Below are 23,024 nucleotides of genomic sequence, written 5' to 3'. Positions count from 1 at the left end.
CGACGATGTCGATCATGACCTTCACCCACCGCCGTACCGTGCTCACCGCCCTCGCCACCGCCGCCGTCAGCGGCCCGCTGCTGGGCTCGATCACCGCGACCGACGCCCATGCCACCGGCGACCTGGACATCTACACCTCCAACTCCGACCTCTACAAGAAGCTCGCGGGCAAGGAGGGCGTCGAGTTCGCCCGCCGCTACAAGAGGCACGAGTACACCGACCACTCGCTCCCGCAGAGGTATCCGTACAACCGCACCACGGTCATGGCGATGCACGGCGGCGGCATCGAGATGGGAACCTCCGAGCTCTGCCTCGCCATCGCCGGTTACCACCCCGCCACGCTGGAGCCCCTCCAGGACGGCCACGGGGTCTTCGACTACTGGATGTTCGAGGGGCTGCGCTCCTCCGGCAACCGCGATCTGCACGTCACCGCCAAGAACTGCGACGACCACGTCGCCCTCTCCATGGCCGCGAGCAGCCTCAACGTGCTGAGCCTGCACGGCTGCACGTCGGCGCAGGCGGGCACCGGCCCGCAGGCCGTGGTCGTCGGCGGACTGAACACCCGCTTCAAGACCCTGCTCAAGGCGGAGTTCGACGCGGTCGGCATCGCCTGGCGGGACGGAAGCGAGGTGCCCAACCTGGCCGGGGTCAACCGCGTCAACCCCGTCAACCGCACGATGCTCGCCAAGGGCGGTCAGCTGGAGCTCACCACGGAGCTGCGCGCCGCCATGTTCACGGTCAACACCCGCGCGGGCCGGGCCGGCAGCACGACCCCGCTCTTCGACCGCTTCGTCGGCGCCTGCCGGGCCGCGATCACGAAGCTGGAGCAGGGATCGGACCAGGTCGTCCTCTGACCTCAGGGCCCCAGCACCTCAGCACTCCAGGCCCCCGGCGCCCAACACTCCAGGCCCCCAGCACTCCGGGGGCGCCTCAGCCCCCGTGCGTCGTGTCGATGACGCAGAAGCGGTTGCCCTCGGGGTCGGCGAGCACCACGAAGTCCGGGTCCGGGGGGTAAAGCTCCCACGCGACCCTTTCGGCACCGAGCCGGATCAGCCGCTCCACCTCGGCCTCCTGGACGTCGGAGTAGAGGTCGAGGTGGACCCGGGGGACTTCCTGGACGGGGGAGGCGGAGCGGCCCAGCGCCACCCCGACGCCCGGGCCCTCGACCGGGACCAGTACCACCCAGTCGTCCGTGCCCGGCTCGCGCTCGGTGTAGTCCAGTGCCGCCTTCCAGAAGGCGGCGGCCCGCCGTACGTCGGACGCGCCCATCACCACGGTTCCGATATGCACCATGGGCCGAGCCTTTCATGCCGCGGGCTGCGCCGACGCGTCGCGCGGCTTCGGCTTTCACGTTGAACGGAATGGTCACGCATGAGCCCCGAGAACGAAGGCATCGACGATACGCAGGGCATCCTGTACCGACTTATCGACAAGGAGTCCGGAAAGCTCCTTCTGGCCGCCGAGGACCTCCGCGGCTACTTCGTGGAGGAGGACCCGGAGCCGCCGGAGGCCGTCACCGTCACCTTCGTCCGAGCGCACCAGGTCGGCCGTGCCCGGCGGAAGACCGAGCGGGCCGAGCTCCAGGTCGTCGACCGGCAGGGGAGGACAATCGGGGCGTACCACCTCGGGAGGGTGATCGCCGCGTTCCGGCACGAGCTCGTGCCCTCCGGCGCGGACCGCCCCGACCTCGACTACTCCTTCGGACACACCTGCGAGTACCCCCGGGCCGGAGAGATCTGGCGGAAGTGGGCCACGGACCGACCCGTCGAGCGCGGAGAATGGGCCCGCTACCCGTCCGACTGGCACGAGAGCTGGCTGCACGTCGTGCAGACCGCCTGGTTCGACTCCGGGCGGAATGCGACGCGCTACGAGACCGACGGGACGGCGGTCATCGACGGCACCGGGATCAGCACGAGGGCAGGCTTCTACTGCGCCCTGGGAGAAGCCGTCAACGGGCCCGGCGGCTACTTCGGTTCGAACCGCGACGCGGTCGTCGACTGCCTTCGGACCATGCGGCGCGACGGAGCGACGCCGTTCCGCCTGGTGTGGCGGAACTTCGCGGCCTCCCGCGAGGCGCTGGGCAGCGATTTCACCGAGAGCGTTCTCGCGCTGTTCGAGGAGTGCGGTGTGGAGACCGAGCTGTCCTCGGAGTGATGTTCCGCGCCGCTCCTTGAGCGGCGCGTCTGTCACGCCGCAGGCCCGGACCGCTCGGTGGAAGCGGTCCGGGCCTGCGAAGTGCCGGGGCTCAGGCAGAGGCCGGCGGATACAGCGCGCGCGGCAGTCGCGAGGCCGCCGGCTCGTCCAGCAGCCACAGCGTCCGGCTGCGCCCGTACGCGCCCGCCGCAGGGGCCTGGATCTCCCCGGCCCCGGACAGGGCGATGGCCGCGGCCTCCGCCTTGTCCTCGCCCGCCGCCAGCAGCCACACCTCACGCGCCGCGCGGATCGCGGGCAGCGTGAGGGAGACCCGGACCGGCGGAGGCTTGGGCGCCCCGCGCACACCGACGACGGTGCGCTCCGTCTCCCGTACGGCAGGCAGCTCGGGGAAGAGCGAGGCCACGTGCGTGTCCGGGCCGACGCCCAGCATCAGCACGTCGAACGTGGGCACCGGGCCGTGGTCCTCGGGGCCCGCTGCGGCGGCCAGTTCGGCCGCGTACGCCGCTGCCGCGTCGCCCACGTCCTTGCCGTGCGGGCCGTCCGACGCGGGCATCGGGTGGACCCGGGCCGGGTCCAGCGGCACCGCGTCGAGCAGCGCCTCGCGGGCCTGGGTGACATTGCGCTCCGGGTCCCCCTCGGGCAAGAACCGCTCATCGCCCCACCACAGGTCCAGGCGTGCCCAGTCGATCGCGTCCCGGGCGGGCGCGGCGGCGAGCGCCGCCAGCAGGCCGTTGCCGTTGCGCCCGCCGGTCAGCACCACCGAGGCATGGCCACGGGCGGCCTGGGCATCCACGATCTTCGTGATCAGCCGGGCCGCCGCGGCCTGCGCCATCAGCTCCTTGTCACGGTGCACGACGAGCTGAGGAGGCGTCACTTGGCGGCCGCCTTCTTGGCCGGGGCCTTCTTCGCCGCGGGCGCCTTCGGCTCGGCGGACTTCTCCGGCTTGTCCGCCGAGCCCGCCGTGTCCGACGCGCGGCCGAGGGGCGTGGCCGTGACGTCGCCGCCCTGGTGCAGCTTCTCGACGCCGAACTTGACCGAGGACTCGTAGGTGTTGTCCGGGTCGAGCCGGCGCAGCTCCTCCGCCAGCAGCTCTGCGGTCTCGCGCCGTTTGAGCGCCACCGCGCGGTCCGGCTGGTTCTGCATGGAGAGCGTGGCCAGCGAGCCGTCGGGGCGGTCCAGGACGATGACGCCGTTCTTCGTCTCCATCCGGACCGCGGTGAGCCCCGGCCCCCCGGAGTGCGTGCGCTCCACCGGGACGCCCAGCCGGTCCGCGAGCCACATGGCCAGCAGCTCGCAGCTCGGGTTGTCGCTCTCGCCCTCCACGGTCGCGCCGATGACCTCGGCGGGCTGCTGGTCGAGCGCGGCGGCCAGCATCGAGCGCCAGGGCGTGATCCGGGTCCAGGCCAGGTCGGTGTCGCCCGGACTGTAGGCCGCGGCCCGCACCGCCAGCTCGTCGAGCGGGCGCTCGGCGGAGTAGGCGTCGGTGATCCGGCGCTGGGCGAGGGCCCCGAGCGGGTCCTTCGCCGGGTCGGCGGGCGCGCCCTCGGGCCACCACACCACGACCGGGGCGTCCGGCAGCAGCAGCGGAAGGACCACCGACTGGGCGTGGTTGGCCAGTTCGCCGTGGAGCCGCAGGACGACGGTCTCACCGGTGCCCGCGTCGGAACCGACCCGGACCTCGGCGTCCAGGCGGGCGTCCCGCCGGGCCCGCGGCGAGCGGCTGACCCGCTTGATCACCGCGATGATCCGCGAGGGGTGCTCGCGCGAGGCGTCACCGGCCGACTTGAGCGCGTCGTAGGCGTTCTCCTCGTCGGTGACGATGACCAGCGTGAGCACCATGCCGATGGCGGGGGTGCCGATGGCCCGGCGGGCCGAGACCAGTGCCTGGTTGATCTTGCTGGATGTGGTTTCCGTGAGATCGATCTTCATGGCCGCCTCCAGCTCCGTCCGTCGCGTGCGAGCATCTCGTCCGCCTCGGCCGGACCCCAGGTCCCGGCCGCGTACTGCGCGGGCTTGCCGTGCTTGTCCCAGTACTCCTCGATCGGGTCGAGGATGTTCCAGGAGAGCTCGACCTCCTGGTGACGGGGGAAGAGGTTGGCGTCGCCGAGCAGGACGTCCAGGAGGAGCCGCTCGTACGCCTCCGGGCTGGACTCCGTGAAGGATTCGCCGTACGCGAAGTCCATCGTGACGTCCCGGACCTCCATCGAGGTGCCGGGGACCTTGGAGCCGAAGCGCACGGTGACGCCCTCGTCCGGCTGGACCCGGATGACCAGGGCATTGCCGCCGAGCTCCTCGGTCGCGCCGGACTCGAAGGGGAGGTACGGGGCGCGCTTGAAGACGACCGCGATCTCCGTGACCCGGCGGCCGAGCCGCTTGCCGGTCCGGAGGTAGAACGGGACGCCCGCCCAGCGGCGGTTGTTGATCGTCAGCTTGATCGCGGCGAAGGTGTCGGTCGTCGACTTGGGGTCGATGCCGTCCTCCTCCAGATAGCCGAGGACCTCCTCGCCGCCCTGCCAGGCGTGCGCGTACTGGCCGCGCACCGTGTGCTTGCCGAGGTCCTCGGGCAGCTCGACGGCGGTGAGGACCTTGAGCTTCTCGGCGACCAGGGCCTTGGGATGGAAGGAGCCGGGCTCCTCCATCGCGGTCAGCGCCAGCAGCTGGAGCAGGTGGTTCTGGATGACGTCACGGGCGGCGCCGATGCCGTCGTAGTAGCCCGCCCGGCCGCCGATGCCGATGTCCTCGGCCATCGTGATCTGTACGTGGTCGACGTAGGACCGGTTCCAGATCGGCTCGAACATCGTGTTGGCGAACCGCAGCGCCAGGATGTTCTGGACCGTCTCCTTCCCCAGGTAGTGGTCGATCCGGAAGACCTCGTTGGGCGGGAAGACGGCGTGCACGAGCTGGTTGAGCTCCTGCGCGCTGGCCAGGTCGTGGCCGAACGGCTTCTCGATGACGGCACGCCGCCAGGAGCCCTCGCTCTGGTCGGCCAGGCCGTGCTTCTTGAGCTGCTGGACGACCTTGGGGAAGAACTTCGGCGGCACCGACAGGTAGAAGGCGAAGTTGCCGCCCGTGCCCTGTGCCTTGTCGAGCTCCTCGATGGTCGCCTTCAGCGTCTCGAACGCCTCGTCGTCGTCGAAGTTGCCCTGGACGAAGCGCATCCCCTGGATGAGCTGCTGCCAGACCTCCTCGCGGAACGGCGTACGGGCGTGCTCCTTGACGGCGTCATGGACGACCTGGGCGAAGTCCTCGTCCTCCCAGTCGCGGCGAGCGAAACCGATGAGCGAGAAGCCCGGCGGCAGCAGGCCGCGATTGGCCAGGTCGTAGACGGCGGGCATCAGCTTTTTACGGGACAAATCGCCCGTGACGCCAAAGATGACCAGGCCCGACGGCCCCGCGATACGCGGGAGCCGTCGGTCCTGGGCGTCACGGAGCGGGTTGGCTCCGGGAACACCAGACAAAGTGGTCAGCCCTCCGAAGGGGCGAGGCGGTCGAGCTCTGCCTCGGTCGACTTGAGCAGGTCGTTCCAGGACGCCTCGAACTTCTCGACGCCCTCGTCCTCCAGCACCTGCACGACGTCGTCGTACGAGATGCCGAGCTTGTTGACCGTGTCGAGGTCGGCGCGGGCCTGGTCGTAGCCGCCGGTGACGGTGTCGCCGGTGATCCGGCCGTGGTCGGCCACCGCGTCCAGGGTCGCCTCCGGCATGGTGTTGACCGTGTTGGGCGCGACCAGGTCGTCGACGTACAGCGTGTCCTTGTACGCCGGGTCCTTGACGCCGGTGGAGGCCCACAGCGGGCGCTGCTTGTTGGCCTGCGCCTTGTCGAGCGCGGCCCAGCGGTCGGAGGAGAAGACCTCCTCGTACGCCTCGTAGGCCAGCCGGGCGTTGGCCAGCGCGGACTTGCCCTTGGCCGCCTTCGCCTCGTCCGAGCCGATTGCGTCGAGCCGCTTGTCGATCTCGGTGTCCACACGGGACACGAAGAACGAGGCGACCGAGTGGATCTTGGAGAGGTCCAGGCCCGCGGCCTTGGCCTTCTCCAGGCCCGCCAGGTAGGCGTCCATGACCGCGCGGTAGCGCTCCAGCGAGAAGATCAGCGTCACGTTCACGCTGATGCCCCGGCCGATGACCTCGGTGATGGCCGGCAGGCCGGCCTTCGTCGCCGGGATCTTGATCAGGGTGTTCGGCCGGTCCACCAGCCAGGCCAGCTGCTTGGCCTCGGCGACGGTGGCCGTGGTGTTGTGCGCCAGGCGCGGGTCCACCTCGATGGAGACCCGGCCGTCCTGGCCGTCCGTCGCGTCGAAGACCGGGCGCAGGATGTCGGCGGCGTCACGGACGTCCGCCGTCGTGATCATGCGGAGGGCTTCCTCGACGGTGACCTTGCGGGCCGCGAGGTCGGTGAGCTGCTGCTCGTAACCGTCGCCCGACGAGATCGCCTTCTGGAAGATCGACGGGTTGGTGGTGACGCCGACGACATGGCTCTGGTCGATCAGCTCGGCCAGATTGCCGGAGGTGATCCGCTTGCGCGACAGGTCGTCGAGCCAGATCGCCACGCCCTCGTCGGAGAGGCGCTTGAGTGCGTCTGTCATGAGTTGCATCTCCTACTAGTCGTATACACCGGCGTCAGCGTGTGGCGGCGGCGAGAGATTCCCGCGCGGCGGCGGCCACGTTCTCGGGCGTGAAGCCGAACTCGCGGAAGAGCACCTTCGCGTCGGCCGAGGCCCCGAAGTGCTCCAGCGAGATGATCCGCCCGGCGTCACCGACGTAGCGGTACCAGGTCAGGCCGATGCCCGCCTCGACGGCGACGCGCGCCTTCACCGACGGCGGCAGCACGCTGTCCTTGTATGCCTGGTCCTGCTCCTCGAACCACTCGACCGACGGCATCGAGACCACCCGGGTCGGCACCCCGGCCGCCTGGAGCTGCTCGCGCGCCTCGACGGCGACGTGGACCTCGGAACCGGTGGCGATGAGCAGCACCTGCGGCTTGCCGCCCTCGGCCTCGAACAGGACGTAACCGCCCTTGGCCGCGTCCTCGTTGGGCTCGTACGTCGGCACGCCCTGCCGGGTCAGCGCCAGACCGTGCGGGGCGCCCTTGCCGAAGACCTTGGTGTAGCGGCGCAGGATCTCGCGCCAGGCGATGGCGGTCTCGTTCGCGTCGGCCGGGCGCACGATGTTCAGGCCCGGGATGGCGCGCAGCGCGGCCAGGTGCTCGACCGGCTGGTGCGTCGGGCCGTCCTCGCCGAGACCGATCGAGTCGTGCGTCCACACGTAGGTCACCGGCAGGTGCATCAGCGCGGAGAGCCGCACCGCGTTGCGCATGTAGTCGGAGAACACCAGGAAGGTGCCGCCGTAGATGCGGGTGTTGCCGTGCAGCGCGATGCCGTTCATGGCGGCGGCCATGGCGTGCTCGCGGATGCCGAAGTGGATCGTCCGGCCGTACGGGTCGGCCTCCGGCAGCGGGTTGCCCGCCGGGAGGAACGACGACGTCTTGTCGATCGTGGTGTTGTTCGAGCCCGCGAGGTCGGCGGAGCCGCCCCACAGCTCGGGCACGACCTCGCCCAGCGCCTGGAGCACCTTGCCGGAGGCGGCACGGGTGGCCAGGCCCTTGCCGGGCTCGAAGAAGGGGAGCTTCTCCTCCCAGCCCTCGGGCAGCTCGCCCGCGGAGATCCGGTCGAAGGCGGCGGCGCGCTCCGGGTTGGCGGTGCGCCACGCGGCGAACGCCTTGTCCCACTCGGCACGGGCCTCGCGGCCGCGGTCCAGGGCCTGCCGGGTGTGGCCGATGACCTCGTCGGATACCTCGAAGGTCTGCTCCGGGTCGAAGCCGAGGACCCGCTTGGTCGCCGCGATCTCGTCGTCGCCGAGCGCCGAGCCGTGCGCGGCCTCGGTGTTCTGGGCGTTCGGGGCGGGCCAGGCGATGATCGAGCGGGCCGCGATGAACGAGGGGCGCTCGGTCTCGGCCTTGGCCGCCTGGAGCGCCGCGTACAGACCCGCCGGGTCCAGGTCGCCGCTGGGCAGCTGGTCGACACGCTGGACGTGCCAGCCGTACGCCTCGTACCGCTTGAGGGTGTCCTCGGAGACCGCGGTCTCCGTGTCGCCCTCGATGGAGATGTGGTTGTCGTCCCAGAGCAGGACCAGGTTGCCCAGCTTCTGGTGCCCGGCCAGCGAGGACGCCTCGGCCGAGATGCCCTCCTGGAGGCAGCCGTCACCCGCGACGACCCACACCATGTGGTCGAACGGGGAGGTGCCGGGGGCCGCTTCCGGGTCGAAGAGACCGCGCTCGTAGCGGGCGGCCATCGCCATGCCCACGGCGTTGGCGACACCCTGGCCCAGCGGCCCGGTCGTCGTCTCCACGCCGACGGTGTGGCCGTACTCCGGGTGGCCCGGGGTCTTGGAGCCCCAGGTGCGGAAGGCCTTGAGGTCATCGAGCTCCAGGCCGTAACCGGCCAGGTAGAGCTGGATGTAGAGGGTCAGGCTGGAGTGGCCCGCGGAGAGGACGAACCGGTCGCGACCGGTCCAGTCGGCGTCCGCCGGGTCGTGCCTCATCACCTTCTGGAAGAGGGTGTACGCGGCAGGAGCCAGGCTCATCGCCGTGCCCGGGTGGCCGTTTCCGACTTTCTGTACGGCGTCCGCGGCGAGGACGCGGACGGTGTCCACGGCCCGCTGGTCCAAATCGGTCCACTGGAGGTCTGTGGTGGTCGGCTTGATGCTCACCCTGAGTCAGGGCTCCTCTCCACTGTCGTAAACCGGTGACTGTTACCGCACCGGGCGCTGTCGAGCCTACCCCCGCCGCGGGGGACACTTTCCGAGCACTTTCCAGGGTGCGGGCGAGCCGGTCGGTTCGCCTCCCGGCGGAAAGCGCCCCCCCGGGTACACAGTCACCCCCAACACGACCCCACCCCCGCGAAGGACGGCGTATCCCCAACGTCTACAGTGGTCGGGTTCGCGCAAGTCTTCACCGGGCCTCCACGCCCGGAGCTTGCTGGGATTTCTCTGTCAGGGGTGTGCGTGACGGCCGTCGAGTCCCGACCCGCAGGGGTCGCCTTGACTCCCAGCCCAGGGGGCCATCGCCCGTTCGGGGCCCGCGTCAAGGCATTCGTGGCGCTTACCAAGCCACGGATCATCGAGCTGTTGCTCATCACCACCGTTCCGGTGATGTTCCTCGCTGCCCAGGGTGTACCCGACCTGTGGCTCGTTCTCACCACCACCGTCGGGGGCTATCTCTCCGCCGGCGGTGCCAACGCGCTCAACATGTACATCGACCGCGACATCGACGCGCTGATGGACCGCACCTCGCAGCGCCCGCTGGTCACCGGGATGGTCAGCCCGCGTGAGTGCCTGGTGTTCGGCATCTCCCTCGGGGTGGTCTCCACCCTATGGTTCGGGCTGCTCGTCAACTGGCTCTCCGCCGCCCTCGCGCTCGGCGCGCTCCTCTTCTACGTCGTCGTCTACACGATGCTGCTGAAGCGCCGCACCTCGCAGAACATCATCTGGGGCGGGATCGCGGGCTGCCTGCCGGTGCTCATCGGCTGGTCCTCCGTGACGAACTCCCTCTCCTGGGCCGCCGTCATCCTCTTCGCCGTCATCTTCTTCTGGACGCCGCCGCATTACTGGCCGCTGTCGATGAAGGTCAAGGAGGACTACGCCCGGGTCGGCGTCCCGATGCTCCCGGTCATCGCCTCCAACCGGGTGGTCGCCCGGCAGATCGTCATCTACAGCTGGGTGATGGTCGGAGTCTCCCTCCTGCTCACCCCGCTGGGCTACACCGGCTGGTTCTACACCGCGGTGGCCCTGCTGGCGGGCGGTTTCTGGCTCTGGGAGGCCCACGGCCTGCAGAACCGGGCCAGGGCCGGGGTGACCGGCGGCAAGCTCAAGGAGATGCGGCTGTTCCACTGGTCCATCACCTACGTCTCCCTCCTCTTCCTCGCCGTCGCGGTGGACCCCTTCCTCCGCTGAGCACGCTCAAGGGCCGACTCAAGGGCCGACGGGCGGGTCACGTGGCACAAGCCACGTGACCCGCCCGTCGCCAGTTGATCTACTCGTCGGTAGCATCCTGTCCATGGCAGAGAAGGCAGCAGAAGCGGCAGACACCGAGCAGACCTCGCGCACCGACGCCAGGAAGGCGGCGCGCGCGGACCGCAGGGCGGCGAAGCTCGCCCGCGAGATCGGCTCCTTCGCCAAGGAGCACGGCGGCGCCGAGGGGCAGCTCGCCTACATCGGCCAGGCGGGCGCCCGTATCGTCCTGGTCGGCGAGGACGGCGCCTGGGGCGACCTCGTCGCACCGACCTACGCCGTCGCCGAGAGCGCGGCGAAGAAGTCCGGCATCACGCTGCACGAGGAGTTCGACGGCGAATTCGCGCTCAAGGTCCGCACCGGCCCGTACGAGTGGTCCCGGATGGCCGGGATGCAGATCGGCGGCCCCTCCAACGACCGCTGAACGGCACGGGCGCTTTCCCCGCCTCCCGGGCAACACCTGAGCCGGGGCTCACCCGTTAGGCCGTGCATACGCACGCCGTCCCAGGGAGCCCCGGATGACCGACACCGTGCCCGTGGCCGACCTGGTCGACCAGAACTGCCACGGCATTCTCCGTACGGAGCTGGGCCTCGGCACCTTCGAGGCCCGGCTCACCGCCGCCCCGGCCCCGGCCGCCCCCGGCACCACCTTCTTCGACACCCAGACCGGCTTCGCCGTGCGCCGCTGGTGCCCGCCCCTGCTGGGCCTCGAAGCGCACTGCCCGCCCGCCCGCTATCTGGCCCGCCGCCGGGAGCTGGGCGTCGCGGAGACCTCCCGCCGACTGCTGCGCGCCACCGGCGTCACCGCCCACCTCGTCGACACCGGCCTCCCCGGCGACCTCACGGGCCCGGCCGAGATGGCATCGGCGGCCGGGTCCGAGGCCCGCGAGATCGTCCGCCTGGAAGTCCTCGCCGAGCAGGTCGCCGACACCTCCGGGACCGTCGACACCTTCCTGGTCAACCTCGGCGAGGCCGTGCACACCGCCGCCTCCTCGGCTGTCGCGTTCAGCTCCGTCACCCGTGCCCCGGACGCCCGCGCCGCCGCGCCCGAGCCGCCGGGGCCGGGGCGGGTGCGGGCGGCGGCCGGGCGCTGGCTCGCCCGGCGGGAGGCGGAGCGCCGGGCCGCCCGCCGGGGCGCGGTGCCGCGGGGCAGCGGCCGCGGGGCGCCCGCCGAGCCGGAGCTGCTGGACCATCTGCGGTGGAGCGCGGTCGCCTGCGGGCTGCCGCTGCAACTGCGCCTGGGCGCCGGGGACCCGGCGTGCCTCGCGGACTTCGCCGCCGCGACCGAGGGCCACGGCTGCGACCTGATCCTGCTGCACGGGTACCCGTACCACCGGCAGGCCGCCGCGCTGGCGGGGCGGCACCCGCACGTCTACGCCGACCTGGGGACCGTGCCGGCGCGGACCGGGGCGCGGGCCGCGGGCGTGCTGGCGGAGATCCTGGAGCTCGCGCCGTTCGGCAAGCTGCTGTTCTCCAGCGGGGCCCAGGGGCTGCCGGAGCTGCACCTGGTGGGTGCGCGGCAGTTCCGCGAGGCGCTGGGCCGGGTGCTGGGGGACTGGGTGGCGGACGGCGCGTGGACCCGGGGCGACGCGGCCCGGGTCGCCGCGATGATCGGGTCGGGCAACGCGCGCCGGGTGTACGGGCTGGGGTGAGGAGCCGTCATACGGGAGGGGGCGACGGGCACCCGGCCCGTCGCCCCCTCCCGTACAGAGCTCTCTCAGACGGCCGTGGCCGTCGCCGTCTCCGGTCGCCCGGCGGACGGGCCGGGCAGCGGGGCGGGGGCCTCGTCGTCGCGCTCGCGCATGCTCAGCACGAGGCGGATCACGGCGATCCACATGATGGCCGAGCCGAACATGTGGATGCCCACCAGGATCTCGGGGACCTCGGTGAAGTACTGGACGTACCCGATCGCGCCCTGGGCGAGCAGCACGACCAGCAGATCGCGGGCGCGGGCCCGGGTGTCGGCGGGCGCGTCCACCACCCGCAGGGCCAGCCACATGGCGATGGCCAGGGCGCAGACCACCCAGGCGGCGATGGCGTGCACATGGGCGGCCACCGACCAGTCCCACGGCATGCGCGGTACGTCGCTGCTGTCGCCCGCGTGCTTGCCGGAACCGGTCACCGTGGTGCCGAGCACGATCAGGACCACCGTGGTCGCCACGATCGCCCAGGCCAGCCGTCGCACCGGCAGGGGCGCGCGCGGGCGCGGCGGTCCGTCGCCCTCGCCGACCCGCACCCAGGTGATCACCGTGACCGCGAGGAGGGCGTTGGCGAGCAGGAAGTGCCCGGCCACCGTCCACGGGTTGAGGCCCGCCCACACCGTGATCCCGCCGAGGACCGCGTTCCCCAGCACGATCCAGAACTGCGACCAGGCCAGCCGGGTCAGCTTGCGGCGGCGCGGCTTGAGGCAGCTGACCGCGATGATCGCCCAGCCGACGGCCGCCGACAGGACGTAGGTCAGCATCCGGTTGCCGAACTCGATCGCGCCGTGCAGACCCTGTTCGGGCGTCGCGAACAGGCTGTCGTCGGTGCACTTGGGCCAGGTGTCGCAGCCGAGCCCCGAACCGGTCAGCCGGACCGCTCCGCCCGTGACGATGATGAAGACGCTCATCATGACGGCGGAGAGCGCTGCGCGCTTCACCACCCGGGTGGACGGCGTCCAGCGCTTGGCGATGAGGGAGATGGGGGTTTCCACGCGGACCATCGTAGGACGGGGCTTGTGCATGATTTCACGAGGGGTGGGTTCGTACCCGCTTGCCCGTGAAGATCCCTGCTGCCGGACCTACTCCCAGCGGAAGAACCTCGCCGCCGCGCCCAGCCCCAGCACCGCCCAGACCGCGAGGATCCCGGCCTGGGCCCACGGCATCGACGCGCCGTGCTGGAGGACGTCCCGCAGCCCCTCGGAGAGCGCCGAGATGGGCAGCAGCCCCAGCACCGACTGCACCGCGTCCGGGAACTTGTCCAGCGGCACGATCACCCCGCCGCCGACCAGCAGCAGCAGGAACACCAGGTTGGCGGCGGCGAGCGTCGCCTCGGCCTTCAGCGTCCCGGCCATCAGCAGCCCGAGCCCGGAGAACGCGGCGGTGCCCAGGACGAGGAGCAGCAGGACGGACAGCGGGCCGCCCGCGGGCGACCAGCCCAGCGCGAAGGCGATGGCCGTCAGCAGCACGATCTGGAGCACCTCGGTGACCAGCACCGACAGGGTCTTCGCGGTCATCAGCGCCCAGCGCGGCAGCGGGGAGGCCCCGAGCCGCTTGAGGACCCCGTATCGGCGCTCGAAGCCGGTGGCGATGGCCTGGCCGGTGAAGGCGGTGGACATCACGGCGAGAGCGAGGATGCCCGGGGCCAGGAAGTCGACCGACGAGCCCGAGCCGGTGTCCACGATGTCGACCGCGCTGAACAGCACGAGGAGCAGCGTCGGGATGATCACCGTCAGCAGCAGCTGCTCGCCGTTGCGCAGCAGCATCCGGGTCTCCAGCGCGGTCTGCGCGGCGATCATCCGGGGGAGCGGGGCGGCGCCGGGGCGCGGGGTGTACGTACCGGCGCTCATGCGCGCAGCTCCTTGCCGGTCAGTTCGAGGAAGACGTCCTCCAGGGTGTGCCGCTCGACGGAGATGCCCTCGGGCATCACGCCGTGCTGGGCGCACCAGGAGGTCACGGTGGCCAGCAGCTGCGGGTCGATGCTCCCGGTGATGCGGTACGTCCCCGGCAGCGGCTCGGCCGCCCCGGAGCCGTCGGGGAGCGCCTTGACCAGCGAGCCGAGGTCGAGCCCCGGGCGGCCGGTGAAGCGCAGGGTGTTCTCCGCGCCGCCCCGGCAGAGCTGCTCGGGGCTGCCCTGGGCGATGACCCGGCCCGCGTCGATGATCGCGACGTCGTCGGCGAGCGCTTCGGCCTCGTCCATGAAGTGGGTGGTGAGCACCACGGAGACCCCGTCGGCCCGCAGTTCGCGCACCAGGTCCCAGGTGGAGCGGCGGGCCTGCGGGTCCAGGCCCGCCGTCGGCTCATCCAGGAAGACCAGCTCGGGCCGGCCGACGACCGCCATGGCCAGGGCGAGCCGCTGCTGCTGGCCGCCGGAGAGCCGCCGGTAGGCGGTACGGCCGCAGGAGCCGAGGCCCAGGCGCTCGATCAGGGCGTCCACGTCGAGGGGGTGGGCGTGCAGCTTCGCCATGTGGCGGAGCATCTCCTCGGCCCGGGCGCCGGAGTAGATCCCGCCGGACTGGAGCATCACCCCGATCCGGGGGCGCAGCCGCTCCGCCTCGGCGACCGGGTCGAGCCCGAGGACCCGTACGGTGCCGGCGTCGGGGCGGCGGTAGCCCTCGCAGGTCTCGATCGTGGTGGTCTTCCCGGCGCCGTTCGGGCCGAGCACGGCGGTCACCGCGGCGGCCGGGACCGTCAGGTCGAGGCCGTTCACCGCGGTCTTCGTGCCGTACCGCTTCACCAGGCCGCTGACCTGTACGACGGGCTCGTTCTCCATGGCGAGCCAGTCTAGGCAGGGCCCGGCGGGGACCCGGCTCCGGGGCCAGATTAGGTAACCCTAAGTGACGAACCACACCGTAGATCGTTTCGGACCGTGGTTGTCAGGGTCGAACGAATTACGCAACAATGGTGTTGTGAAATACGACGGACGGGCTCCTCAGGAGGAACTCGCGACCGGAGAGCGCTCGACGCGCAACCGGGTCGCGCGCTCCATCCTGGACCACGGTCCGTCCACCGTCGCCGATCTCGCCAAGCGCGTAGGCCTCACCCAGGCCGCCGTCCGTCGCCACCTGGACGCCCTCGTCTCCGACGATGTCGTCGAAGCCCGTGAACAGCGGGTCTACGGAGCACGGACCCGCGGCAGGCCCGCCAAGGTGTTCGCCCTGACGGACTGCGGCCGGGACGCCTTCGACCAGTCCTACGACAAGCTGGCCGCCGACGCCCTGCGCTTCATCGCCGAGTCCGGGGGTGACGACGCGATCATCGCCTTCGCCCGTGCCCGGATGGCCGCGACGGGCGAGGCGTACCGCGCCGCGGTCGAGGCGGCGGAGCCCGAGCGCCGTACGGAGGCGCTGGCCAGGGCCCTGACGGCCGACGGGTACGCTGCTACGGCGCGAAGCGCGCCCGGCCACCAGCAGGGCGAGCAGCTGTGCCAGCACCACTGCCCGGTGGCGCATGTCGCCGAGCAGTTCCCACAGCTGTGCGAGGCGGAGACGGAATTCTTCTCCAGCCTCCTCGGGACCCATGTGCAGCGTCTGGCCACCCTCGCCCACGGCGACGGCGTGTGCACGACATACGTGCCGCGCAGTGGCCACGCAGCACCCCCCAAGACCACCCATTCAGCATCTGCAAGCACGGCCGGGAGGAACCCCGCATGACGCTCCCCACGGAGACTGCCCACCCTGAGCTCGAGGGTCTGGGCACGTACGAATTCGGCTGGGCCGACTCCGACGCGGCAGGCGCGGCGGCGAAGCGCGGTCTGTCCGAGGCTGTCGTCCGCGACATCTCGGAGAAGAAGAACGAGCCCGAGTGGATGCTGAAGCTGCGGCTCAAGGGCCTCAGGCTCTTCGACAAGAAGCCGATGCCCAGCTGGGGCTCGGACCTGTCGGGCATCGACTTCGACAACATCAAGTACTTCGTGCGGTCCACGGAGAAGCAGGCGGCCTCCTGGGAGGACCTGCCCGAGGACATCAAGAACACCTACGACAAGCTCGGCATCCCCGAGGCGGAGAAGCAGCGCCTCGTCGCCGGTGTCGCCGCGCAGTACGAGTCCGAGGTCGTCTACCACCAGATCCGCGAGGACCTGGAGGAGCAGGGCGTCATCTTCCTGGACACCGACACCGCGCTGAAGGAGCACCCGGAGCTCTTCCAGGAGTACTTCGGCACCGTCATCCCGGTCGGCGACAACAAGTTCGCCTCGCTGAACACGGCCGTGTGGTCCGGCGGATCGTTCATCTACGTCCCCAAGGGCGTCCACGTGGACATCCCGCTCCAGGCCTACTTCCGTATCAACACGGAGAACATGGGCCAGTTCGAGCGGACGCTGATCATCGTCGACGAGGACGCCTACGTCCACTACGTCGAGGGCTGCACCGCCCCGATCTACTCCTCGGACTCGCTGCACTCCGCGGTCGTCGAGATCATCGTGAAGAAGGGCGGCCGCTGCCGCTACACGACCATCCAGAACTGGTCGAACAACGTCTACAACCTGGTGACCAAGCGGGCCGTGGCCTACGAGGGCGCGACCATGGAGTGGGTCGACGGCAACATCGGCTCCAAGGTCACCATGAAGTACCCCGCCGTCTACCTGATGGGCGAGCACGCCAAGGGCGAGACCCTGTCCATCGCCTTCGCGGGCGAGGGCCAGCACCAGGACGCCGGCGCCAAGATGGTCCACATGGCCCCGAACACCTCCTCCAACATCGTCTCCAAGTCGGTGGCGCGAGGCGGCGGGCGTACGTCCTACCGCGGTCTGATCGAGATCGGCGAGGGCGCGCCGGGCGCGAAGTCCAACGTCCTCTGCGACGCTCTGCTGGTCGACACGATCTCGCGTTCCGACACCTACCCCTACGTCGACGTCCGCGAGGACGACGTGTCGATGGGCCACGAGGCGACTGTCTCCAAGGTCTCCGAGGACCAGCTCTTCTACCTCATGAGCCGCGGACTCACCGAGTTCGAGGCCATGGCGATGATCGTGCGCGGCTTCGTCGAGCCGATCGCGAAGGAGCTGCCCATGGAGTACGCCCTGGAGCTCAACCGGCTGATCGAGCTGCAGATGGAGGGTTCGGTCGGCTAGGTCCCGTTCGGACCGGCCCCCCACCGAACCGCCCCTTCTTGACTGAGAAAGCGAGCACTACGACAGCCATGGCTGAGGCTCAGAACATCCCGGCGGGCTCCACCACCGCCGGTTCCATCGCGGTCGCCGCCGAGTCGACCGTCGCCACCCGTATGAGCGCACCCCCGTCGTTCGACGTCGCGGACTTCCCCGTCCCGCACGGCCGCGAGGAGGAGTGGCGCTTCACCCCGCTGGAGCGGCTGCGCGGGCTGCACGACGGCACCGCCGTCGCGAACGGTGGCGGCGTGAAGGTCGCGATCGAGGCCCCCGAGGGCGTCACGGTCGAGACCGTCGGCCGCGACGACTCCCGGCTCGGCAAGGCCGGTACACCGGTCGACCGGGTCGCCGCCCAGGCGTACAGCTCCTTCGAGCAGGCCTCGGTCGTCACGGTCGCCAAGGAGGCCGTGCTCACCGAGCCGATCCGGATCGCCGTGCACGGCGAGGGCGGCGTCGCCTACGGCCACCAGGTCATCGAGCTGGGCGCCTTCGCCGAGGCCGTCGTCGTCATCGACCACACCGGTGACGCGGTGCTCGCCGCCAACGTCGACTACGTGCTGGGCGACGGCGCGAAGCTGACCGTCGTCTCCGTCCAGGACTGGGACGACACCGCCGTCCACGTCGGCCAGCACAATGCGCTGGTCGGCCGGGACGCCTCCTTCAAGTCGATCGTCGTCACCTTCGGCGGCGACGTGGTCCGGCTGCACCCCCGGGTCGCCTACGCGGCCACCGGCGGCGAGGCGGAGCTCTTCGGTCTGTACTTCACCGACAAGGGCCAGCACCAGGAGCACCGCCTCCTGGTCGACCACAACACCCCGCACTGCAAGTCCAACGCGGTGTACAAGGGCGCCCTCCAGGGCGACGGCGCGCACGCCGTCTGGATCGGCGACGTCCTCATCCAGGCCGCGGCCGAGGGCACCGACACCTACGAGATGAACCGGAACCTCGTCCTCACCGACGGTGCCCGGGTCGACTCCGTGCCCAACCTGGAGATCGAGACCGGCGAGATCGTCGGCGCCGGCCACGCCTCGGCGACCGGCCGCTTCGACGACGAGCAGCTCTTCTACCTCCAGTCCCGCGGTATCCCGGCCGAGGAGGCCCGCCGCCTGGTCGTGCGCGGCTTCTTCGCCGAGCTGGTCCAGCAGATCGGCCTGCCGGACGTGGAAGCGCGTCTGCTCGACAAGATCGAGACCGAGCTGAAGGCGTCCGTCTGATGGCCTTCGTCAAAGCCTGTGCGCTGAGTGAGCTGGAGGACGACACCCCCAAGCGGGTGGAGCTCGACGGCACACCGGTCTCCGTCGTCCGCACCGAGGGCGAGGTGTTCGCGATCAACGACATCTGCTCGCACGCGAACGTCTCCCTCTCGGAGGGCGAGGTGGAGGACTGCGCGATCGAGTGCTGGCTGCACGGATCGTCGTTCGACCTCCGCACCGGCAAGCCGTCCGGCCTTCCCGCGACGCGCCCCGTCCCCGTATACCCCGTAAAGATCGAAGGGGACGATGTGCTCGTCTCCGTCACCCAGGAGTCCTGAGTCACCCATGGCAACGCTTGAAATCCGCGACCTGCACGTCACCGTCGAGGCCGACAACGCCACGAAGGAGATCCTCAAGGGCGTCGACCTGACCGTGAAGCAGGGCGAGACCCACGCCATCATGGGCCCCAACGGGTCCGGCAAGTCCACCCTCGCGTACTCGCTGGCGGGTCACCCCAAGTACACGATCACCAGCGGCTCGGTCACCCTGGACGGCGAGGACGTCCTGGAGATGTCCGTCGACGAGCGGGCCCGCGCCGGCCTGTTCCTCGCCATGCAGTACCCGGTCGAGATCCCCGGCGTCTCGGTCTCCAACTTCCTGCGCACCTCCGCCACCGCCGTCCGCGGCGAGGCCCCCAAGCTCCGTACGTGGGTCAAGGAGGTCAAGGAGACGATGGCCGGGCTCCAGATGGACCCGTCCTTCGCCGAGCGCAACGTCAACGAGGGCTTCTCCGGCGGTGAGAAGAAGCGCCACGAGATCCTTCAGCTGGAGCTCCTCAAGCCGAAGATCGCCGTCCTGGACGAGACCGACTCCGGCCTCGACGTCGACGCGCTCAAGACCGTTTCCGAGGGCGTCAACCGCGTCCGGGCGACCGGTGAGGTCGGCACCCTGCTGATCACCCACTACACCCGCATCCTGAAGTACATCCAGCCCGACTTCGTGCACGTCTTCGCGGGCGGCCGGATCGCGGCCTCCGGCGGCGCCGAGCTCGCCGACCAGCTGGAGAACGAGGGCTACGAGGCCTACACGAAGGGTGGCGCTTCCGCGTGACTGACGCCCGACAGGGGCTCACCGGCCTCCTCGACACCGAGGCGATCCGCAAGGACTTCCCGCTCCTGGACCGCACGGTCCACGACGGCAAGAAGATCGTTTACCTGGACTCCGCGGCGACCTCGCAGAAGCCGCGCCAGGTCCTCGACGCGCTCAACACGTACTACGAGCGCCACAACGCGAACGTGCACCGCGGCGTCTACACGATCGCCGAGGAGGCCACCGCGCTGTACGAGGGCGCCCGCGACAAGGTCGCAGCCTTCATCAACGCACCCAGCCGTGACGAGGTGATCTTCACGAAGAACGCCTCCGAGTCGCTGAATCTCGTGGCGAACATGCTCGGCTGGGCGGATGAGCCCTATCGGGTGGACCGCGACACCGAGATCGTCACCACGGAGATGGAGCACCACTCCAACATCGTGCCGTGGCAGCTGCTCGCGCAGCGCACCGGCGCGAAGCTGAAGTGGTTCGGCATCACCGACGACGGCCGCCTCGACCTGTCCAACATCGACGAGATCATCACCGAGAAGACGAAGATCGTCTCCTTCACGCTGGTCTCCAACATCCTGGGCACGGTCAACCCGGTCGAGCAGATCATCCGCCGCGCCCAGCAGGTCGGCGCGCTGGTCTGCATCGACGCCTCGCAGGCGGCCCCGCACATGGTGCTCGACGTGCAGGCCCTCCAGGCCGACTTCGTGGCCTTCACCGGCCACAAGATGGTCGGCCCGACGGGCATCGGCGTGCTGTGGGGACGGCAGGAGCTCCTGGAGGACCTGCCTCCGTTCCTCGGCGGCGGCGAGATGATCGAGACCGTGTCGATGCACTCGTCGACGTATGCTCCGGCGCCGCACAAGTTCGAGGCCGGTACGCCCCCGATCGCCCAGGCCGTCGGCCTCGGTGCGGCCGTGGACTACCTCTCGGCGATCGGCATGGAGAAGATCTACCAGCACGAGAAGGCGATCACCGAGTACGCGGTGAAGCGCCTCCTGGAGGTCCCGGACCTGCGGATCATCGGTCCGGCGACGGCCGAGGACCGCGGGGCGACGATCTCCTTCACGCTCGGCGACATCCACCCGCACGACGTGGGCCAGGTCCTCGACGAGCTGGGCATCGCCGTCCGGGTCGGCCACCACTGCGCGCGGCCGGTCTGCCTGCGGTACGGAATTCCCGCGACGACGCGAGCGTCGTTCTATCTGTACTCCACGCCCGCCGAGGTCGACGCCCTGGTGGACGGTCTGGAGCACGTCCGGAACTTCTTCGGCTGAGGGCTGACTGGTGAAGCTTGATTCCATGTACCAGGAAGTGATCCTGGACCACTACAAGCACCCCCACGGGCGTGGCCTGCGGGACGGCGACGCCGAGGTGCACCACGTCAACCCGACGTGCGGTGACGAGATCACACTCCGGGTGAAGTACGACGGCGAGACCATCGCCGACGTGAGCTACGAGGGCCAGGGCTGCTCCATCAGCCAGGCCAGCGCCTCCGTGCTGAACGAGCTGCTCGTCGGCAAAGAGCTGTCCCAGGCGCAGAAGATCCAGGACACCTTCCTGGAGCTGATGCAGTCCAAGGGCCAGCTGGAGCCGGACGACGCGATGGAGGAGGTGCTGGAGGACGCGGTCGCGTTCGCCGGCGTCTCCAAGTACCCCGCCCGGGTCAAGTGCGCGCTGCTGAGCTGGATGGCGTGGAAGGACGCGACGGCCAAGGCGCTGTCCGAAGGGAAGACCGCATGAGCGACAACGAGACCGTGACCATGAAGCCGGCCTCCGAGGAGGAGGTCCGCGAGGCTCTGTACGACGTCGTCGACCCCGAGCTGGGCATCGACGTGGTCAACCTGGGCCTGATCTACGGCATCCACATCGACGACGCCAACATCGCCACCCTCGACATGACCCTGACGTCCGCGGCCTGCCCGCTGACCGACGTCATCGAGGACCAGGCGAAGTCCGCCACCGACGGCATCGTCAGCGAGCTGCGGATCAACTGGGTCTGGATGCCGCCGTGGGGCCCGGACAAGATCACCGACGACGGACGCGAGCAGCTCCGCGCGCTGGGGTTCAACGTCTGACACGTCCCGGGACAGCAGCGGTGAACGGCCATACCCGCCAGGCATACTGGCGGGTATGGCCGTTCGCTTGTACCACCTCGCCGTCGATGCCCACGACCTGCCGCTCATGGCCCGCTTCTGGAGCGCGGTGCTGGACTGGAAGGTGCTCTTCGAGGACGAGGAGGAGATCGTCATCGGCGCGGACGAGACCGCGTTCCCGGGGATGTGCTTCCTGCCCGTGCCGGAGGGGAAGACGGTCAAGAACCGGCTGCACATCGATCTGACGCCGGACGACCGGGACGCCGAGGTCGAGCGGATCATCGCGCTCGGCGCCCGGCGGCTGGACGTCGGCCAGGGGCCGGACAGCACCTGGGTGGTGCTGGCCGACCCGGAGGGCAACGAGTTCTGCGTGCTGCGCCCGAAGCGGACGCTGACCGACTGAGAACCGGCTGAGAACCGGCTGGGAGAGGCCCGCCCCGGGCCTTGTCCGTGAGGACACGGCCTACGCGTGGGCGGGCGGCGGCGGGCCGTACTGCTCGGGCAGGGTCTGTGCCGCCGCCTCGGCCAGGACCGGGCCCAGGTTCTCGGCGCGCATCCGGCGGTCCACGTAGAGCAGGCCGACCACCAGCGGCGGGAAGACCGCCGAGAACAGCTGGGCGATCATCTGGCTGATCAGGGACAGCGCCATGAGGCCGCCGAACAGTGCGATGAGCTCCCCGCCGCTCGGGTCGGAGTCGACGTCGGCGGGGTCGAAGATGCCGGGGAGCATGCCGAGCATCTGGAACGGCATCTGGATCATGTAGCCGATCATGGACGCCAGTGTGTAGGCGAGCAGCGTGACGCCGAAGACCCGCCACCAGCTGTCCCGCACCAGCTGGGCGGAGCGGCGCAGGGCCGCGACCGGGCGCTGGCCCTCGAAGACCACGACGGTCGGGGCGAGGGCGAACTTCACCCAGAGCCAGATAGCCACCGGACCGACGGCCAGCGCGCCCGCGATGCCGAACCACATCAGCGGCAGGATGCCGTCCGCGTCGCCCAGGGAGATGGCGTAGACCATCAGCCCGAAGACGCCGGCCATGGCGAGCACCACCGGGACGCTCGCGATGAGTCCGACCAGGAACACCGTGCCGATCATCGCCCCGGCTCGCGACCAGGCGCGGCTCCACACCGCACCGAAGCGGATCGGGCGGCCGAGGACCGCCTCCTGGAGGACCACCGGAACCGCCGCCTGCACGACGGCCGACGCCAGCAGGTACACGATGATCCCGATGACCATGAGCACCCCGAACGCGATGCCGAACGGGACCAGTTCCGACGTGTCGGGGGAGCCCGGTGATTCGGACGTCAGCTCGTCCCAGTTGGCCGCCACGGCGGCGAACGCGACGGCCACCGCCGCACCCATCACGAGCGCCGCCGCGCCGAACAGCGTGAGCGCCACCCCGATCAGCGGTTTCCAGTAGCGCCCCAGCGTCGAGAAGGCGCCGCTGAGCATGTCGGAGATCCTCAGCGGCGCCAGGGGTATCACCCCCGGCTTGGGCGGTGCGGCCCATCCGCCGCCCCATCCGCCCGGTCCCTGCGCTCCCCCGTGGAAGGGCCCCCCACCGTGAGGCGCGCCCCCGTAAGGACCGCCACCCCACCCTGCATCCTGCGCCACTGCGTCTCCGCTCCGTCGATCGTCGGTCGGGACACGGTAGCGCCCCGGCGCGATCCGA

The 23,024-nt window shown here is 70.4% G+C and carries 24 protein-coding genes; 14 read left to right on the top strand and 10 right to left on the bottom strand.

Translation table 11 applies throughout. From position 1 onward, the window contains the following. The first annotated feature begins 14 nt into the window (after nucleotides 1-14). Nucleotides 15-854 (top strand): poly-gamma-glutamate hydrolase family protein, encoded by an 840-nt coding sequence (locus ACZ5WC_RS00420; protein ID WP_468538565.1) that lies wholly within the window; start codon nucleotides 15-17, stop codon nucleotides 852-854. A 76-nt stretch (nucleotides 855-930) separates the two neighbouring features. Here the strand turns inward: ACZ5WC_RS00420 and ACZ5WC_RS00415 are convergent, their stop codons facing one another. Beyond that, a complete protein-coding gene (locus ACZ5WC_RS00415; protein ID WP_468538563.1) occupies nucleotides 931-1,293 on the bottom strand; it encodes a VOC family protein in 363 nt (120 codons plus the stop codon). A 78-nt stretch (nucleotides 1,294-1,371) separates the two neighbouring features. Here ACZ5WC_RS00415 and ACZ5WC_RS00410 point away from each other — a divergent pair, with 78 nt between their 5' ends. After that, nucleotides 1,372-2,154: a barstar family protein gene (locus ACZ5WC_RS00410; RefSeq protein ID WP_468538562.1), complete on the top strand. Its 783-nt coding sequence runs from the start codon at nucleotides 1,372-1,374 to the stop codon at nucleotides 2,152-2,154. A gap of 91 nt (nucleotides 2,155-2,245) precedes the next feature. On the opposite strand, the gene pgl is transcribed toward ACZ5WC_RS00410, so the two are convergent. Genes pgl through tkt form a run of 5 tightly spaced genes read right to left on the bottom strand, consistent with a single transcriptional unit; the run spans nucleotide 2,246 to nucleotide 8,858 of the window. Next, a complete protein-coding gene (pgl, locus tag ACZ5WC_RS00405) occupies nucleotides 2,246-3,028 on the bottom strand; it encodes a 6-phosphogluconolactonase (RefSeq protein WP_468538560.1) in 783 nt (260 codons plus the stop codon). Then, nucleotides 3,025-4,083 carry a glucose-6-phosphate dehydrogenase assembly protein OpcA gene (opcA, locus tag ACZ5WC_RS00400; protein WP_468538558.1) on the bottom strand — a complete coding sequence of 353 codons (1,059 nt, stop codon included), beginning with the start codon at nucleotides 4,081-4,083 and terminating at the stop codon, nucleotides 3,025-3,027. Before opcA ends, pgl begins: the two co-directional genes overlap by 4 nt. Further along, complete coding sequence (gene zwf / locus ACZ5WC_RS00395) at nucleotides 4,080-5,612, bottom strand: glucose-6-phosphate dehydrogenase (protein WP_096632846.1); 1,533 nt, start codon at nucleotides 5,610-5,612, stop codon at nucleotides 4,080-4,082. The genes opcA and zwf overlap by 4 nt, the downstream gene beginning before the upstream one ends. Before the next feature lie 5 nt (nucleotides 5,613-5,617). Continuing rightward, complete coding sequence (gene tal, locus ACZ5WC_RS00390; protein WP_468538557.1) at nucleotides 5,618-6,736, bottom strand: transaldolase; 1,119 nt, start codon at nucleotides 6,734-6,736, stop codon at nucleotides 5,618-5,620. Between the two features lie 34 nt (nucleotides 6,737-6,770). Continuing rightward, on the bottom strand, nucleotides 6,771-8,858 hold the full coding sequence (gene tkt / locus ACZ5WC_RS00385; RefSeq protein ID WP_468538555.1) for a transketolase: 2,088 nt from the start codon (nucleotides 8,856-8,858) through the stop codon (nucleotides 6,771-6,773). Between the two features lie 288 nt (nucleotides 8,859-9,146). On the opposite strand from tkt, the gene ACZ5WC_RS00380 reads away from it, so the two are divergent. The 3 genes from ACZ5WC_RS00380 (at nucleotide 9,147) to ACZ5WC_RS00370 (ending at nucleotide 11,809) form a co-directional block, all read left to right on the top strand. Then, on the top strand, nucleotides 9,147-10,100 hold the full coding sequence (locus ACZ5WC_RS00380) for a heme o synthase (protein WP_179500355.1): 954 nt from the start codon (nucleotides 9,147-9,149) through the stop codon (nucleotides 10,098-10,100). Nucleotides 10,101-10,203: 103 nt separating this feature from the next. After that, complete coding sequence (locus ACZ5WC_RS00375; RefSeq protein WP_468538553.1) at nucleotides 10,204-10,581, top strand: hypothetical protein; 378 nt, start codon at nucleotides 10,204-10,206, stop codon at nucleotides 10,579-10,581. 94 nt (nucleotides 10,582-10,675) lie between these two features. Continuing rightward, nucleotides 10,676-11,809 (top strand): amidohydrolase family protein, encoded by a 1,134-nt coding sequence (locus ACZ5WC_RS00370; RefSeq protein ID WP_468538551.1) that lies wholly within the window; start codon nucleotides 10,676-10,678, stop codon nucleotides 11,807-11,809. A gap of 65 nt (nucleotides 11,810-11,874) precedes the next feature. Here the strand turns inward: ACZ5WC_RS00370 and ACZ5WC_RS00365 are convergent, their stop codons facing one another. From ACZ5WC_RS00365 to ACZ5WC_RS00355, 3 genes are all read right to left on the bottom strand, one after another. Beyond that, nucleotides 11,875-12,861: a COX15/CtaA family protein gene (locus ACZ5WC_RS00365; RefSeq protein WP_468538549.1), complete on the bottom strand. Its 987-nt coding sequence runs from the start codon at nucleotides 12,859-12,861 to the stop codon at nucleotides 11,875-11,877. A gap of 78 nt (nucleotides 12,862-12,939) precedes the next feature. Beyond that, nucleotides 12,940-13,707 carry an ABC transporter permease gene (locus ACZ5WC_RS00360; RefSeq protein WP_468538547.1) on the bottom strand — a complete coding sequence of 256 codons (768 nt, stop codon included), beginning with the start codon at nucleotides 13,705-13,707 and terminating at the stop codon, nucleotides 12,940-12,942. Continuing rightward, nucleotides 13,704-14,630 carry an ABC transporter ATP-binding protein gene (locus tag ACZ5WC_RS00355; protein ID WP_468538545.1) on the bottom strand — a complete coding sequence of 309 codons (927 nt, stop codon included), beginning with the start codon at nucleotides 14,628-14,630 and terminating at the stop codon, nucleotides 13,704-13,706. Before ACZ5WC_RS00355 ends, ACZ5WC_RS00360 begins: the two co-directional genes overlap by 4 nt. Before the next feature lie 136 nt (nucleotides 14,631-14,766). On the opposite strand from ACZ5WC_RS00355, the gene ACZ5WC_RS00350 reads away from it, so the two are divergent. The 9 genes from ACZ5WC_RS00350 to ACZ5WC_RS00310 all read left to right on the top strand — a co-directional run bounded on the left by ACZ5WC_RS00350 (nucleotide 14,767) and on the right by ACZ5WC_RS00310 (nucleotide 21,754). Continuing rightward, nucleotides 14,767-15,510: a helix-turn-helix transcriptional regulator gene (locus ACZ5WC_RS00350; protein WP_468538543.1), complete on the top strand. Its 744-nt coding sequence runs from the start codon at nucleotides 14,767-14,769 to the stop codon at nucleotides 15,508-15,510. Further along, nucleotides 15,507-16,928, top strand: a complete 1,422-nt coding sequence (gene sufB, locus ACZ5WC_RS00345) for a Fe-S cluster assembly protein SufB (RefSeq protein WP_468538541.1) — start codon at nucleotides 15,507-15,509, stop codon at nucleotides 16,926-16,928. Before ACZ5WC_RS00350 ends, sufB begins: the two co-directional genes overlap by 4 nt. Before the next feature lie 68 nt (nucleotides 16,929-16,996). Then, complete coding sequence (sufD, locus tag ACZ5WC_RS00340; RefSeq protein WP_311119042.1) at nucleotides 16,997-18,178, top strand: Fe-S cluster assembly protein SufD; 1,182 nt, start codon at nucleotides 16,997-16,999, stop codon at nucleotides 18,176-18,178. Then, the gene (locus ACZ5WC_RS00335; protein ID WP_014156911.1) at nucleotides 18,178-18,495 is read left to right on the top strand and encodes a bifunctional 3-phenylpropionate/cinnamic acid dioxygenase ferredoxin subunit; all 318 of its coding nucleotides are present in this window, start codon (nucleotides 18,178-18,180) and stop codon (nucleotides 18,493-18,495) included. The genes sufD and ACZ5WC_RS00335 overlap by 1 nt, the downstream gene beginning before the upstream one ends. Before the next feature lie 7 nt (nucleotides 18,496-18,502). Next, entirely contained in the window at nucleotides 18,503-19,267 is a 765-nt protein-coding gene (gene sufC, locus ACZ5WC_RS00330; protein WP_096632668.1) for a Fe-S cluster assembly ATPase SufC, read from the top strand. After that, a complete protein-coding gene (locus tag ACZ5WC_RS00325) occupies nucleotides 19,264-20,532 on the top strand; it encodes a cysteine desulfurase (RefSeq protein ID WP_468538539.1) in 1,269 nt (422 codons plus the stop codon). The genes sufC and ACZ5WC_RS00325 overlap by 4 nt, the downstream gene beginning before the upstream one ends. Nucleotides 20,533-20,542: 10 nt before the next feature. Next, a complete protein-coding gene (gene sufU / locus ACZ5WC_RS00320) occupies nucleotides 20,543-20,998 on the top strand; it encodes a Fe-S cluster assembly sulfur transfer protein SufU (RefSeq protein ID WP_096632664.1) in 456 nt (151 codons plus the stop codon). Next, complete coding sequence (locus ACZ5WC_RS00315; RefSeq protein ID WP_468538537.1) at nucleotides 20,995-21,333, top strand: metal-sulfur cluster assembly factor; 339 nt, start codon at nucleotides 20,995-20,997, stop codon at nucleotides 21,331-21,333. Before sufU ends, ACZ5WC_RS00315 begins: the two co-directional genes overlap by 4 nt. A 55-nt stretch (nucleotides 21,334-21,388) precedes the next feature. After that, nucleotides 21,389-21,754, top strand: coding sequence for a VOC family protein (locus tag ACZ5WC_RS00310; protein ID WP_468538536.1), 366 nt, complete (start codon nucleotides 21,389-21,391; stop codon nucleotides 21,752-21,754). 60 nt (nucleotides 21,755-21,814) lie between these two features. On the opposite strand, the gene ACZ5WC_RS00305 is transcribed toward ACZ5WC_RS00310, so the two are convergent. Beyond that, nucleotides 21,815-22,804 carry a DUF7847 domain-containing protein gene (locus ACZ5WC_RS00305; RefSeq protein ID WP_468538534.1) on the bottom strand — a complete coding sequence of 330 codons (990 nt, stop codon included), beginning with the start codon at nucleotides 22,802-22,804 and terminating at the stop codon, nucleotides 21,815-21,817. Nucleotides 22,805-23,024 lie beyond the last annotated feature (220 nt).

Source organism: Streptomyces sp. NPDC033165 (assembly GCF_055577965.1).
The sequence above is the reverse complement of the archived record's forward strand: the minus strand, read 5'-3'. Positions and strand labels throughout refer to the sequence as shown.